Source organism: Aromatoleum petrolei, from assembly GCF_017894385.1.
Taxonomy (GTDB): Bacteria; Pseudomonadota; Gammaproteobacteria; order Burkholderiales; family Rhodocyclaceae; genus Aromatoleum; species Aromatoleum petrolei.
In genome coordinates, this window is sequence record NZ_CP059560.1 from 1,739,999 (window position 1) to 1,753,299 (window position 13,301).

The 13,301-nt window shown below is 68.3% G+C and carries 10 protein-coding genes; 1 reads left to right on the top strand and 9 read right to left on the bottom strand.

Annotated features, from left to right (window positions below; genetic code table 11):
• Positions 1-406: 406 nt before the first annotated feature.
• Positions 407-1,678 carry an Hsp70 family protein gene (locus ToN1_RS08000; RefSeq protein WP_169204868.1) on the bottom strand — a complete coding sequence of 424 codons (1,272 nt, stop codon included), beginning with the start codon at positions 1,676-1,678 and terminating at the stop codon, positions 407-409.
• A 475-nt stretch (positions 1,679-2,153) separates the two neighbouring features.
• Between ToN1_RS08000 and ToN1_RS08005 the strand changes: the two genes are divergently transcribed.
• On the top strand, positions 2,154-3,533 hold the full coding sequence (locus ToN1_RS08005) for a sodium-dependent transporter (protein ID WP_169204869.1): 1,380 nt from the start codon (positions 2,154-2,156) through the stop codon (positions 3,531-3,533).
• A 40-nt stretch (positions 3,534-3,573) separates the two neighbouring features.
• On the opposite strand, the gene ToN1_RS08010 is transcribed toward ToN1_RS08005, so the two are convergent.
• From ToN1_RS08010 to trpE, 8 genes are all read right to left on the bottom strand, one after another.
• On the bottom strand, positions 3,574-4,032 hold the full coding sequence (locus ToN1_RS08010; RefSeq protein ID WP_169126686.1) for an Lrp/AsnC family transcriptional regulator: 459 nt from the start codon (positions 4,030-4,032) through the stop codon (positions 3,574-3,576).
• A 113-nt stretch (positions 4,033-4,145) separates the two neighbouring features.
• Positions 4,146-4,490: an FKBP-type peptidyl-prolyl cis-trans isomerase gene (locus ToN1_RS08015; protein ID WP_169204870.1), complete on the bottom strand. Its 345-nt coding sequence runs from the start codon at positions 4,488-4,490 to the stop codon at positions 4,146-4,148.
• A 32-nt stretch (positions 4,491-4,522) separates the two neighbouring features.
• Positions 4,523-5,086, bottom strand: a complete 564-nt coding sequence (gene msrA / locus ToN1_RS08020) for a peptide-methionine (S)-S-oxide reductase MsrA (RefSeq protein WP_169204871.1) — start codon at positions 5,084-5,086, stop codon at positions 4,523-4,525.
• 57 nt (positions 5,087-5,143) lie between these two features.
• Positions 5,144-9,157, bottom strand: coding sequence for a translocation/assembly module TamB domain-containing protein (locus ToN1_RS08025; protein WP_169204872.1), 4,014 nt, complete (start codon positions 9,155-9,157; stop codon positions 5,144-5,146).
• Between the two features lie 12 nt (positions 9,158-9,169).
• Positions 9,170-9,958: an indole-3-glycerol phosphate synthase TrpC gene (gene trpC, locus ToN1_RS08030; protein ID WP_169204873.1), complete on the bottom strand. Its 789-nt coding sequence runs from the start codon at positions 9,956-9,958 to the stop codon at positions 9,170-9,172.
• A gap of 7 nt (positions 9,959-9,965) precedes the next feature.
• Positions 9,966-10,997, bottom strand: coding sequence for an anthranilate phosphoribosyltransferase (trpD, locus tag ToN1_RS08035; RefSeq protein WP_169204874.1), 1,032 nt, complete (start codon positions 10,995-10,997; stop codon positions 9,966-9,968).
• A gap of 13 nt (positions 10,998-11,010) precedes the next feature.
• Positions 11,011-11,586, bottom strand: coding sequence for an aminodeoxychorismate/anthranilate synthase component II (locus tag ToN1_RS08040; protein ID WP_169204875.1), 576 nt, complete (start codon positions 11,584-11,586; stop codon positions 11,011-11,013).
• 10 nt (positions 11,587-11,596) lie between these two features.
• Positions 11,597-13,084, bottom strand: a complete 1,488-nt coding sequence (gene trpE, locus ToN1_RS08045; protein WP_169204876.1) for an anthranilate synthase component I — start codon at positions 13,082-13,084, stop codon at positions 11,597-11,599.
• Positions 13,085-13,301 lie beyond the last annotated feature (217 nt).

The following is a 13,301-nucleotide window of genomic DNA, read 5'->3' on the forward strand; positions in this document are numbered from 1 at the left end:
CATGATCCGTCGCAGTCCCTGGACGCGCGGCGCTCGTGACGCCCGTGTCCGGCCTGCCGACGTTGTCTCCTGTATGGTTGCTGTTGTGTGCGTCCGCGGCATCGAACGCGAGTGAGCATCGTAAGGAGACGGGGTCGGGGAGTTTTTTCTCGTTGCAGGCGAAATCACGCGTCGCAGGAAAAATTTTTCCCCGGCGCGCGTTTTTCGGGAATGTCGCCCGAATTGCAGGCAGTGCACCGCAGCATCGCGGCCCTGCAAGGGTGCCCGAGCGCGAAAAATACCCTGCGGACTACGGCATTCCGGCGACGATGTGGCAGGTATGTCCCACGGGGAACATTGCCCGCCGCGCGCGCTGCGCTGAAGGACTATTTCTGCTGCGGCCCCAGCCCGGGCAAACCTGCCCCGCTCAGCCGTAGCGCCGGGCGGCCTCCACCGCCAGCCCCCCACCGATGCTGCCGTAGAGGTCGCCCTCGACGCTGCGCGCCTGCGGCAGTTCGGCGGAGATGCGCGCACGCAGCTGCGGCACCGCGCTGCCGCCGCCGGTGAAATAGATCGTATCAACCTGCTCGCGCCGCACGCCCGCCTCGTCGAGCAGCGCGCGCACGCAGGCCGCGACGCGGTCGACGAGGTTGAGCGTGGCCGATGCGAAGTCCGCATCGGTGATCGTGTGACCGAGGCCGGCCTCCAGACGGTCGAGGTCCATGACCGCCGCCGGCGCCGCGGACAGGTCGATCTTCGCCTGCTCCACCTGCAGCGCGAGCCAGTGCCCCTCGCGCCGGTTGATCAGCTTCGCCAGCCGGTCGAGCTCGGTGCGCGCGGCGGCATCGCGATAGACATTCTGCAGGTCCGCCCAAGCCTGACGCGTGTACGCGAAGTTGATCGTGTGCCAGGTCGCGAGCTGGAAATAGACACTGGCGGGAATCTCGGCGCCGCTCTTCATGCGGCTGCGATAGCCCAGCAGCGGCATCACGCATTCGAGGCTCAGCGCGCGATCGAAATCGGTGCCGCCAATATGCACGCCGCCGTTGCCGAGCAGATCCTCGCGGCGGTCGTGCTCATCATTCGATCGCCGCGCGCGCGCGGGCGACAGGCGCACGAGCGAGAAGTCCGCCGTGCCGCCGCCGATGTCGGCAATCAGCACCAGCTCCTCGCGCGCGAGCGAAAGTTCATAGTGCAGCGCCGCCCCGATCGGCTCGAACTGGAAGCTCACGTCGCGGAAGCCGACCTGCGCGGCGACCTCGGCGAGCGTTTGCTGTGCCTTGCGGTCGGCGTCCGCGTCGTCGTCGACGAAGCGCACAGGCCGCCCGAACACCGCCTTGTCGAAACTGCGTCCGGCCTGCGCCTCCGCGCGCGACTTCAACTCGCCAATGAAACTCGCGAGCAGGTCGCGGAAGCGCAGCGCCCGCCCCTGCACCTCCGTCTGACCATCGATGAGGCTGCTGCCGAGCAGGCTCTTCAGCGCACGCATCAGGCGGCCTTCGTAGCCTTCGAGATACTCCGCCAGCGCAGCCCGACCGAACGCGGTGGTTTCCTCGTCGGCGTTGAAGAACACCGCAGAAGGCAGCGTCGGCTTGCCGTCCTCGAGCGCGAGCAGGGTCGCCGCGCCCGGCCGTACCCAGCCGACCGTGGAGTTGGAGGTGCCAAAATCGATGCCGCAGGCGCGAGCGGGTTGGTCCATGAGGCAAGTATCCGCGGGATGGGGTCGCGATGCTACCGGAGCGCCGCCCCGGCAGGAAACTTCGGGACTCGAAAATCGCTGGCATCAGGCCCGCTTGTTGCACTGCGCCACACCGTTCCGGTACGAATTCCGTCGAAACAGGCGCGACCGGGGCAGAATATTCCGCGAAGCGTCCGTAAAAACCGCAAAACCCGCAAAACAATTCCCCACGCTCTCTTTAACATGCGCATTCCGTTGCGCCGGCCCACGAGCGGCGCCAACGCAAAAACAACGCAAGGTGGAGACAACTCATCGTGGAGCCGTGTGCGCCGTGCCGCCCCGCACGTCGTCCGCTGCCGTCTTCCCTTGCGCCGACTGCCCACAAGGCAATGCAATCCGGAGGAGACGCAGATGAATTTCACCACACACGCCCGCACGACCGCGCGCAACGCGCAGACCCGGGCACCGTCAATGACCGCTTGCGGGGTGCGCTGACATGTCCGGCATCCAGTCCGCAACCGCAACGATGGCCGCCGGGGCGGTCAAGGTTCACGACCACTGGTCCTCGCGCATGGGCTTCATCATCGCCGCGGTGGGTTCGGCGGTGGGTCTCGGCAACATCTGGAAGTTTCCCTACATGGTCGGCCAGAGCGGTGGCGCCGCCTTCGTGCTGGTCTATCTCGCCTGCATCGCCCTGATCGGCCTGCCGATCATCGTCGCGGAGTGGCTCATCGGCCGCCGCGGGCAGAAGAACCCGGTCAACACGATGGTCGAACTGGCGAAGAAGAACGGACGCAGCCGCAACTGGGCCCTGCTCGGGATCGGTGGCACGCTTGCCGCCTTCCTGATCCTGTCCTTCTACAGCGTGATCGGCGGATGGGCCGTGTCCTATCTTGTCGAAGCCGGCACGGGCAGCTTCTCGGGCATTGACAAGGACGCCGCCGGAGCCCTCTTCAACGGCCTGCTCGCCGATCCGGCCAAGCTGCTCCTGTGGCACTCGGTGTTCATGGCCCTGACGATCGGCGTGGTCGCGATGGGTGTGTCGGGCGGCCTCGAGCGCGCCACCAAGATCCTGATGCCAGCGCTCGGCGTGATCCTGCTGATCATGGTCGGCTACGGCATGACGACCGGCAGCTTTGGCGCCGCGGCGTCCTACCTATTCACGCCCGACTGGAGCAAGCTCAACAGCGGCGTCGTGCTCGCCGCGCTCGGCCACGCGTTCTTCACCCTGTCCCTCGGCATGGGCGTGATGATCGCCTACGGCTCCTACCTCGGGCAGGACATCAACCTGCTGCGCGCGGCGCGCACCGTCGCGATCTCCGACACCGTGATCGCCTTGGGTGCGGGCATGGCGATCTTCCCGATTGTGTTCGCCAACGGCCTCGACCCCGCAGCCGGCCCGGGCCTCGTGTTCGTGACGCTGCCGCTGGCCTTCGGCAAGATCTCGGGCGGGCTGATCCTCGGCGTGATGTTCTTCGCGCTGCTGATCTTTGCCGCCCTGACCTCGTCGATCTCGCTGCTGGAGCCGGCCGTCGAGCTGCTCGAGGAGCGCACGCCGCTGGGCCGGGTGGGCGCAACCGTGGTCGCCGGCCTCGCGACCTGGGCACTGGGCATCGCCGCGCTGCTGTCGTTCAACGAGTGGAGCAACGTGCTGATCTTCGGCCAGAACATCTTCGACCTGCTCGACAAGCTGACCAGCAAGTTCATGCTGCCGCTGTGCGGACTCGGCGCGATCGTGTTCGTCGCGTGGTGCCTCGACCGCGAAAGCGTGCGCAAGGATCTCGGACTGGGCACAACCGGCTTCCGCCTGTGGAACCTGCTCGCCCGCTACGTCGCGCCGATCGGCGTTCTCGCGGTGTTCTGGAACAGCCTCTGATCCCTTGCGCCCCGCTTCGGGCAAGCACAGCCCTGCCGCCTCACAGCGGCAGGGCTGTTTCGTTCTTGATCTCGCGCAGCGCAACGCTGGAGTTCGTGACGTCGACCTCGGGGATCTTGAGCAGGAAGTTGTGCATGAAGGAGGACAGCGCCTCCAGGTTCGGCAGGTAGAGCTTCAGCAGGCAGTCGGTCTCGCCGAGGAGCTCGTAGCATTCGACGACCTCGTCGCAGCCCTTCACCGCCTGCTCGAAGCGGTCGAGCACGTCGGCGCTGTGCTTCTTGAGCTTTACGCGCACCCACACGCAGGTCTCCAGCCCGAGCTTCCTGCGATCCAGCAGCGCGACGTAGCCGCGGATGAGCCCCGCCTCTTCCAGTTCGCGCACACGCCGCCAGCACGGCGACGAGGACAGTCCCACCTTTTCGGCGAGGTTCTGCGTGCTGATCGTCGAATCCTTCTGCAGCAGCGCGAGGATGCGCCGCTGGACCGGATCGAGTTTCATGTCTCCCCTCTTCCTGTCGTGACGGGCGAACGGGCGCCCGTGGCCGCGTGCCGGACGAGCGCCCGGCGACGCGAAGCCGGGGCCTATGCGTGGCCCCTTCTCGTTCTACGCGCTTACAGAACCTTCAGCAGCTCGACCTCGAACACCAGCGTCGCGTTGGGCGGAATCACGCCGCCCGCGCCGCGTGCGCCGTAGCCCAGCTCCGGCGGAATCGTCAGCTTGCGCTTGCCGCCTTCCTGCATGCCCTGCACGCCCTCGTCCCAGCCGCGGATCACGTGACCGGCACCCAGCGGGAAGTCAAACGGGTCGTTGCGATCCTTGCTCGAATCGAACTTCTTGCCGTCGGTCAGCCAACCGGTGTAGTGCACCGACACGCGCTTGCCCGCAGCGGCGGTGGCGCCGCTGCCGACTTCCAGATCCTCGATGACGAGGCCGCTGGCGGTGGTGGTTTGGGACATTGGAACTCTCCTGCGGGGTTGAAAACCCGATTCTACCCGCCCCGCTTGCGTCGGTTGGCGAACTTCTCGCGGAACTTCGCGATCTTCGGTGCGACGATGTACTGGCAGTAGGGCTGGTCGGAGTTGTTCGCGTAATAGTCGTGGTGGTAGTCCTCGGCCGGCCAGAAGGTTCCGGCACGCTCGACCTTGGTGACGATCGCGCTCGGATACACGCGCGCCTCCCCCATGTGTTCGATGAGATCCAGCGCCGTGTGCAGTTGCTCGTCGCTCACCGCGAAGATCGCCGAGCGGTACTGCGTGCCGATGTCGTTGCCCTGGCGATTCAGGCTGGTGGGGTCGTGGATGACGAAGAAGATCTCGAGCAGCTCGCGATAGCTCACCACCGCCGGGTCGAAGACGATCTGCACCGCCTCGGCATGGCCGGTGCCCCCGTCGCAGACCTGCCGGTAGGTGGGCGCCTCGACACGCCCGCCGATGTAGCCCGAACTCACCGACTCCACACCATCGACTTCCTTGAAGACGGCCTCCAGGCACCAAAAACATCCCCCCGCGAGAATGGCGGTCTCGCGTGCTGCGGGTGCTTCGTTCTTCGTCATGCATGTGTCTCCGTGGATGCCCGCGATTAAGACAGCATCGTCGGGCCGCGATTCCCGTCATTCGAACGAGATCGTGTAATAGATATCGGCGGCATTGTCGCTGCCGCCGCGCGCCACCAGCGAAACCCTGCGGCTGAGCTGGTAGGTCAGCTTGACGAGACTTTCGGCCCCGCCCAGGCTCTGCTCGAAGGACAGGACCAGATCCGATGAAAGACGCTTGCCCAGCGTCAGAACCTGGCCGGCGACGTTGTCGCCACCAGTTACGATGGTACCCTCTCCGACAACGCGGCTGGTGGCGGTTCGGGTGACACCGCCAACTTCTCCCTGCCCGATCGAAAATTCGTCGAAGCCCAGGCTGCGGGACAACTGGTCCGTCATCCCGCCGCCCGGCCCGCCGAGCAGGGCCTGCGCCGCGGGCAACAGCAAGCCCATGTCCCCGCCACCGCCCGCGCTCGGCGCACGCCCGAGCACGATCCAGGACAGTTTTTCGGGATCCGGCACATTCGGCTCCGATACCAGGCGGATGCGGGGACGCCGCGCGCTGCCGGCGATCTCGATCCCCGCCTCGACCGGCAAACCCTTGCGTAGCGCGACGACGTTCAGGCCGGGATTGTCGGGCGCGCCCTGAAAGTTGATCAGGCCGCGCTCAATCGCCAACATCTGTCCGTAGCCGCGATACGTGCCCCCGGCCGTGGCGATCGTGCCGATCGCGCTCGGCGGCGCCCCGTCGCGCAGACGCAGGCGCAATCCACCGGTCAGGCGCGTATCGATGCCCAGTGCCGACAGATAGAAATGATCCCCCAGTGCGACCGCCACGTCCGCGGCGACCCGCAGCCCGCCGTTGGCGCGCCGCTCGTGCCCCAGGATCACGACGTCGTCGGAGAGGCTCGGTGCGGGCGTTTCCGCCAGTTCGACATAGCCGGCGTCGGCGTTCAGGTTTGCCGCAAGATCCACGTGTGTCCAGGTGCTGTTGGCCGCACCGACGCCGGACAGGATCAGCCAACGGTCGCTGCGCTGCAGGATCGGCAGGCGCTCGGCGGCAAAATCGAAACCGCCCTTGCCGCTGTCCAGCGCGATCTCGCCGCTCGCGCTGAGGCGCCCCGGCGTGGCCGTCAGCCGCGCCACCGGCGGGCGGGAGTCCCGCGGACGCACCCGGTTGGGCGAGATGAACTCGAGGCGCTCTAGCCGCAGCCGGTCGCGATCGAATTGCGCAAGCAGCTCACCACCCGACAATTGCAGTCCCTGATCGACCAACGCCAGCGACAACTCCCCTCCGGTGATCGTGCCGCTCGCGCGCGGCGCGGCCGGCGTGCCGGCAAGCGCCACGCTCGCGCCGAGGCGGCCACCGGTCACGACGTTTTCCTGCATCAGCCGCCCGACCCAGGCGATCGACGGCATCGCGAGGTGTGCAGATCCGAGCAGCGCCGCATCGGGCGCAAGCCGCCAGCCGCCGTCCGGCGTCCGCTCCGCCAGAGCGGTCGCGGCGCCGGCCAGTTCGCCCAGCTCGCTGCCGCGCGCCTCCAGCGCCAGCGCAAGGCGGTTGTCGTGGGCGCCGAGGCGGGCCTCGAAATGCTCCAGTCCCAGGCGCGCCGGAATCTCGCCGGTCACGGTGAGGTCCCCTGCCTCGCGGAACACACGGGCCGAGCCCTGCGCCACCTCGCCCAGCGTCAGATCCCATTCCGCCCCGAGCACCAGCGGGCCCGGGCCGCGACGCGGACGCCCGTCTGGACGCGAGATCAGGCCGAAGGCCAGCCCGGTCAGGGAGCCGCGGGCGACGATGCGCTGCGGCGACCAGCTCGTTTCGTCCAGCCGGATGCGGCCGCGTTCGCCGGCATCCAGCGCCGCGGCACCGAGCTGCACGCGCTGCGATCCGAGTTCCAGCGGCGCCGGCGCGGTCAGTCGCGTGGGCCAGCGCCCTGCCGTCTCCAGAGCGGTCACGCGGCCGCGCCATTCGGCAACGCCGTTTGCCACCCCCGCCTTCAGGGCATCACCGAACAGGCCCCCTTCCAAGCGCAGGCGCAGACTGTCACCTCCCAGACCGGTGGCGACGACATCGACGGCATGCGCACGCCGAGTTCCCCCGACCCGCAGGTTCGCCTGCGTCACCCAGTCCGGCTCTTCGGCGGCCCGCCCGCGGACCGGTGGCTTGTCCGCATCCCGAGTGACCGCTCTCAGCCCTCTCAGGCCCAGTGCGAGACGGACCTCGCCATCTGCCCCCGCCCCGAGCAACCCCTCGCCGTCGGCCGCAGCGATACGGATATCGCCCGGCAGCCGCAGCCCCTCGGCGGCGAACTTCACGCTGCCGGACGGCAGTTCCGCCCCTCCGGAAAGGCTTCCCGCAAAGGTCAGCCGGCCACCGAGGCGCGCATCGAGCGCCGCGAGCGCCGGGGCGTCCACATCCAGCTTCAGCACGTCGCGAGGCGCACCCCAGGCGCCGCGCGCGCGAATGCGATTGCCGGCGAGGTCCAGGTCCAGGTCGCCATCGGCCAGACGCGCGCCCTCCACCACCGCACGCAGCTTCCCGCGCACCGCCTTGCCGCGCAACTGGCCGTCGCGCAAGTCGACGGCGGTCTCGTAGCGGGACAGCTCGCCCAGGCTCGCGGCGAGACGGAAATCCAGATTCAGCTTGGCCTCCGGGGCCCCGGCAACGAAGAGGCGGGGATCGAAGGAAGACACTTCGCCGCTCGCTGCAAGGCTGCGCACCCCGGCCTCGCCCTGCGCGGTCACCACCGCCTTGGCACGCACACGCGTCGCCTGCACCTTCACGTCAAGCTCCGCGCTCTGGCGCTCGCGATCTCCATCTGCCTGCAGCCGGCCCGCGAGTACCGAGGGCGGCAGGCGTCCGTCCAGGCGCTGCAGCTCGATGCCCGCCAACTGCAGCGTGGCGCTCAGACGCCCGAGCGGATCGGCTGCTGCAGGCGCCGGCGTTGCCTCGTCCGCGCCTTCTCCCGGCGCAGCTCCTCGTCGTCCCGGTTGCCAGTCCACGTCGCCCGTGACCCGCCCGGCACCCGCGAGCTGAAGCACCAGCGCTTCGGCCCGCACCCGCTCCGGCGTCCACTGCAGCCGTGCGGCGAGTTTCGTGAAAGGCAGGCCCTGCCGGTCGATCGCGTCGGGCCGAGCATTCTCGACCGATATCGGCCCCGACAAACCCCCGGCGCCCTGCGTCCCGTCCTGCGCCGACAGGTCCGCCGCGATGCGCAAGGCCGCGCGCGGTGCGGAAGGTTCGAACGCTGCAGGGTCGAGATCGCCGAGTGCGATGCGCAGCCGGCGCACGGGCACCGCCGCGAACGGCGACGCAAGCACTTCGCCGTCGCCGCGCAAGCCGGCCCCTTCACCCTCGATCCTGAGTTGCGGCGCAAGCAGGTCGCCGGTCGCAGCGAGCTTCAAGCGGTATTCGTGCCCCTTGTTCGCGCCGATCAGCGCCGCGCTCGCCGACAGCGCGAAGGGTGCGCTCCCGTCGATTTCGCCTGCGACCTCGGCCCGCCCGAAGGGCAAGGTCGCCGCGAGGGTTTCGATATGGTGGCGGCCGCCATCGCTGCGCGCACGGGCCGCGAGGTCGGCAAGCTCGAAGGCAGTCTCGGCAGCAGCAAGTTCGCCGTCCGTCCATTCGCGCAGCGCGAGCCGGCCGACGCTGAGCGATTGCGCCGCCACGGAAAACGGTAGTGCGAGGGACGCGGGCGGAGTCGGCGCTGGAGCTTGATCCTGCGGACGTGAGGCGAAGTCGACCCGCTCCGCCGAGAGCTCATCGATGGCGATGCCGCCGTCGAACAGGGCGCCCGGCCGCCAGACCAGCGCGAACCCCTCGACTCGCACGCGCAGGTCCGGGCTGTCGATGCGCAACACCCCGACGCGCAATGGCCCGGCGAGGCGACCGGCAGGGGATTCCAGCACCACCCGGCCGCCGCTCAGGATTCCCGCAAGGGCGACCGCCGCCCGCAGGCCGGACTCGGTCAGCACCAACCACGCCGCCGCGACGACGAACAGCGCCGGCAGCGCAAGCGCCGCCAGCCACAGACGAGCCGCCCGCCGGCGCGGGCGAGCGGCCTGATCGGAGCTTGGTGGCGACGTCATGCGTCGCCCCGCTCAGCCGAACAGTGCGCGCAGCTCCTCGCCCGGATCCGGCGCACGCATGAAGGCTTCGCCGACGAGGAAGGCATGCACGGCGCTCGACCGCATCAACGCCACGTCCTGCGGCTTGAGGATGCCGGACTCGGTGACCACGATGCGCCCGGCGGGGATGCGCGGCAGCAGGTCCAGCGTCGTCTGCAGGCTGACCTCGAAGCTGCGCAGGTTGCGGTTGTTGATGCCGACCAGCGGGGTCGCGAGTTGCAGCGCGACGTCGAGCTCGGCCGCGTCATGCACCTCGACCAGCACCGCCATACCGAGGCTCGTTGCGATCGCCTCCATCTCCTGCATCTGCGCGAGATCCAGGGCCGCGGCGATCAGCAGGATCGCGTCCGCGCCCATCGCGCGCGCCTCGTACACCTGCCACGCATCGACAAGGAAGTCCTTGCGCAGTGCCGGCAGTGCGCAAGCCGCACGCGCCGCCTGCAGGTACTCGGGTGCGCCCTGGAAGAACTGCCGGTCGGTCAGCACCGACAGGCAGGCCGCCCCGGCGCGCTCGTACTGCACGGCTATCTCGGCCGGGCGGAAGTCCGCCCGGATCACGCCCTTGGACGGGCTCGCCTTCTTCACCTCGGCGATCACCGCCGCCTCGCCGGCGGCGATCTTCGCGCGCATCGCGCCGACGAAATCGCGCGCCGCGGGCGCCATCTCCGCCTCCGCGCGCACGCGCTCGAGCGGACGCGCCGCCTTGCCTGCAGCCACTTCCTCGGCCTTCACGGCGAGGATCTTGTTCAGGATGTCGCTCATGCCTGCCTCACGCGAACTGGCGGTTGAAGGCGAGGAACTCCTCGAGTTTCGCCCGCGCCGCACCGCTGGCGATGATCTCGCGCGCACGCCCGATGCCGTCAGCGATCGAGTCCACGAGGTTCGCAGTGTACAGCGCCACCCCCGCGTTCAGGATCACGATGTCGCGCGTCGGGCCGGGTTTGTTGTCGAGCACGCCGAGCAGCACCGCCTTCGACTCCTCGGCGCTCTGCACCTGCAGGTTGCGCGTGCCCGCCATCGCCATACCGAAGTCCTCGGGATGGATCTGGTACTCGCGGATCTCGCCGTCCTTCAGTTCGCCGACCATGGTCGCGGCGCCCAGGCTCACCTCGTCCATGCCGTCCAGGCCGTAGACGACCAGCACGTGATTCGCACCGAGCCGCTCCATCACGCGCGCCTGGATGCCGACGAGATCCGGGTGGAACACGCCCATCAGCGTGTTCGGCGCGCCGGCGGGATTCGTCAGCGGGCCGAGGATGTTGAAGATCGTGCGCACGCCCATCTCGCGGCGCACCGGCGCGACGTTCTTCATCGCGCTGTGGTGGGCCGGCGCGAACATGAAGCCGATGCCGGTCGCCTCGATCGAGGCCGCCACCTGTTCCGGCGTCGCGCCGAGCTTCGCACCCAGCGCCTCCAGCACGTCCGCCGCACCGCTCTTCGACGACACGCTGCGCCCGCCGTGCTTGGCCACGCGCGCGCCGGCCGCCGCGGCAACGAAGATCGTCGTCGTCGAGATGTTGAAGGTGTTCGCCCCATCGCCACCGGTGCCGACGATGTCGAGGAAGTTCTGGTCCGGTCCGGCGACGACGACCTTGGTCGAAAGCTCGCGCATCACAGTCGCCGCGGCGGTGATCTCGCCAATGGTCTCCTTCTTCACGCGCAAGCCGGTGAGGATCGCGGCCGTCATCACGGGCGAGATCTCGCCTTCCATGATCTGGCGCATCAGCGACAGCATCTCGTCGTAGAAGATCTCGCGGTGATCGATCGTGCGCTGGAGCGCTTCCTGGGCAGTAATGGTCATGGCAAGTCCTTGGTCAGTTCGCGCGGTGCTGGTCGAGGAAGTTCCGCAGCATCGTGTGGCCGTGTTCGGTCAGGATCGATTCGGGGTGGAACTGCACGCCCTCGACCGCGAGTGTCTTGTGGCGCACGCCCATGATCTCGCCGTCGTCGGTCCATGCCGTCACCTCCAGGCAGTCGGGCAGGCTCTCGCGCTCGATCGCCAGCGAATGGTAGCGCGTGCAGGTCACCGGATTGGGCAGCCCCTTGAACACGCCGATGTCCAGATGATGGACCGGCGAGGTCTTGCCGTGCATCAGGCGCTTGGCGTGCACGATCCTGCCGCCGAAGGCCGCGCCGATGCTCTGGTGGCCCAGGCACACGCCGAGGATGGGGAGCCTGCCCGCGAACTCGCGAATCGCCGGCACCGAGATGCCGGCCTCGGCGGGCGTGCACGGCCCCGGCGAGATCACGAGCTGCTCGGGTTTCATCAGCGCAATCTGTTCAAGGGTGATTTCGTCGTTGCGATACACCTTCACCTGCGCGCCGAGCTCGCCGAAATACTGCACGAGGTTGTAGGTGAAGCTGTCGTAGTTGTCGATCATCAGCAGCATGGTGCGTTCCTCAGTCGATCCGGGTGTCGAGGCCGGACTCGGCCATTTCCGCGGCGCGCAGCATCGCGCGCGCCTTGTTCTGCGTCTCCGCCCATTCGGAATCGGGGTTGGAGTCGGCGACGATGCCGGCGCCCGCCTGCACATGGATGTGACCATCCTTGAGCACAGCCGTGCGGATCGCGATCGCCAGATCCATGTCGCCGTGGAAACCGATGTAGCCCACCGCCCCGGCGTAGATGCCGCGCTTGACCGGCTCCAACTCGTCGATGATCTCCATCGCACGCAGCTTCGGCGCCCCCGACACGGTGCCGGCCGGGAAGGTCGCGCGCAGAACCGCCAACGCATTGAGTCCGTCCTTCAGCCTCGCCTCGACGTTGGAGACGATGTGCATCACGTGCGAATAGCGCTCGATCGTGAACTGGTCGGTCACGCGCACGCTGCCGGTCTCGGCGACACGGCCCGCGTCGTTGCGCCCCAGGTCCAGCAGCTGCAGGTGTTCGGCGCGCTCCTTCTCGTCGGCGAGGAGGTCGGCTTCCAGCGCCTCGTCCTCGGCCGGGGTGGCGCCGCGCGGGCGTGTGCCGGCGATCGGGCGCACCGTGACGCGCTTGCCCTGCCCGTCCTCGTCGAGGCGCACGAGGATTTCGGGGGAGGCGCCGACGACGTGGAAGTCCTCGAAATTGAAGTAGAACATGTAGGGCGAGGGGTTCAGCGAACGGATCGCGCGGTACAGCGCCATCGGGCTCGCCGCATAAGGCTTGCTCATGCGCTGCGACAGCACGACCTGCATGATGTCGCCGTCGACGATGTACTGCTTGGCGCGATTCACCGCGGCCTTGAAGGCCTCCTCGCCGAAGCTCGACACCGCCGGCTGCGGCTCGGCATGGTTGTCCTCGGGGATCTGCACCGGCGCACGCAGCCGCGCGAGCAGTTCGCGCAGGCGCTTCTTCGCGCGCTTGAAGGCGCCCGGCACTTCGGGCTCGGCATACACGACCAGCGTAAGCTTGCCGGAGAGGTTGTCGACGATCGCGATCTCCTCCGACAGCAGCAGCAGGATGTCGGGCGTGCCGATCGTGTCCGGCTTCTGCTCGTGCGCGAGGCGCGGCTCGATGTAGCGCACGGTGTCGTAGCCGAAGCAGCCCACCAGGCCACCCGCGAAGCGCGGCAGGCCGTCGCGCGGCGGCACCTTGATGCGCTCCATGAACTCGGCGACGTAGTTCAGCGGGTCGCCGTAGTCACGCCGCTCGACGAGGCGGTTGCCGGTTAGCAGCAGCGCCGAGCGACCATAGACCTCGATGCGCGTCGAGGCCGCCAGCCCGATCATCGAGTAGCGACCGAAGCGCTCGCCGCCCTGCACCGATTCGAGCAGGTAGGAATACGGTTCGTTGGCGAGCTTCAGGTAGATCGACAGCGGCGTGTCGAGGTCGGCGAAGGTTTCGAGCGTGACCGGGATGCGGTTGTAGCCCCGCGCGGCCAGCGCGTTGAATTCCTGCTCAAGCATGGAGACTCCACAGAAGACGGTTCGATTCGGCAAGGGGGTGCGGGCAAGTCGTGGCCCGCGAAGCTTCGCGTATTAGTGGCCCGCAGGCCACGAGCGCCAGCCGCGCCAGCGCAGATGCGCGGCGACAAACTGGATGCTTTCCTTTACCGAATCCCGGTTCCTGTGGGTCACGATGTCTCGATGGAGAGTGTGCGGATAGTACTCGGGGCAACAAAAT

Coding starts and splice junctions, on each gene's coding strand:
- ToN1_RS08005 (WP_169204869.1), top strand. CDS start 2,154: ATGTCCGGCATCCAGTCCGCAACCGCAACGATGGCCGCCGGGGCGGTC.
- ToN1_RS08015 (WP_169204870.1), bottom strand. CDS start 4,490: ATGTCCCAAACCACCACCGCCAGCGGCCTCGTCATCGAGGATCTGGAA.
- trpE (WP_169204876.1), bottom strand. CDS start 13,084: ATGCTTGAGCAGGAATTCAACGCGCTGGCCGCGCGGGGCTACAACCGC.
- trpC (WP_169204873.1), bottom strand. CDS start 9,958: ATGAGCGACATCCTGAACAAGATCCTCGCCGTGAAGGCCGAGGAAGTG.
- ToN1_RS08025 (WP_169204872.1), bottom strand. CDS start 9,157: ATGACGTCGCCACCAAGCTCCGATCAGGCCGCTCGCCCGCGCCGGCGG.
- msrA (WP_169204871.1), bottom strand. CDS start 5,086: ATGACGAAGAACGAAGCACCCGCAGCACGCGAGACCGCCATTCTCGCG.
- ToN1_RS08040 (WP_169204875.1), bottom strand. CDS start 11,586: ATGCTGCTGATGATCGACAACTACGACAGCTTCACCTACAACCTCGTG.
- ToN1_RS08010 (WP_169126686.1), bottom strand. CDS start 4,032: ATGAAACTCGATCCGGTCCAGCGGCGCATCCTCGCGCTGCTGCAGAAG.
- ToN1_RS08000 (WP_169204868.1), bottom strand. CDS start 1,678: ATGGACCAACCCGCTCGCGCCTGCGGCATCGATTTTGGCACCTCCAAC.
- trpD (WP_169204874.1), bottom strand. CDS start 10,997: ATGACCATTACTGCCCAGGAAGCGCTCCAGCGCACGATCGATCACCGC.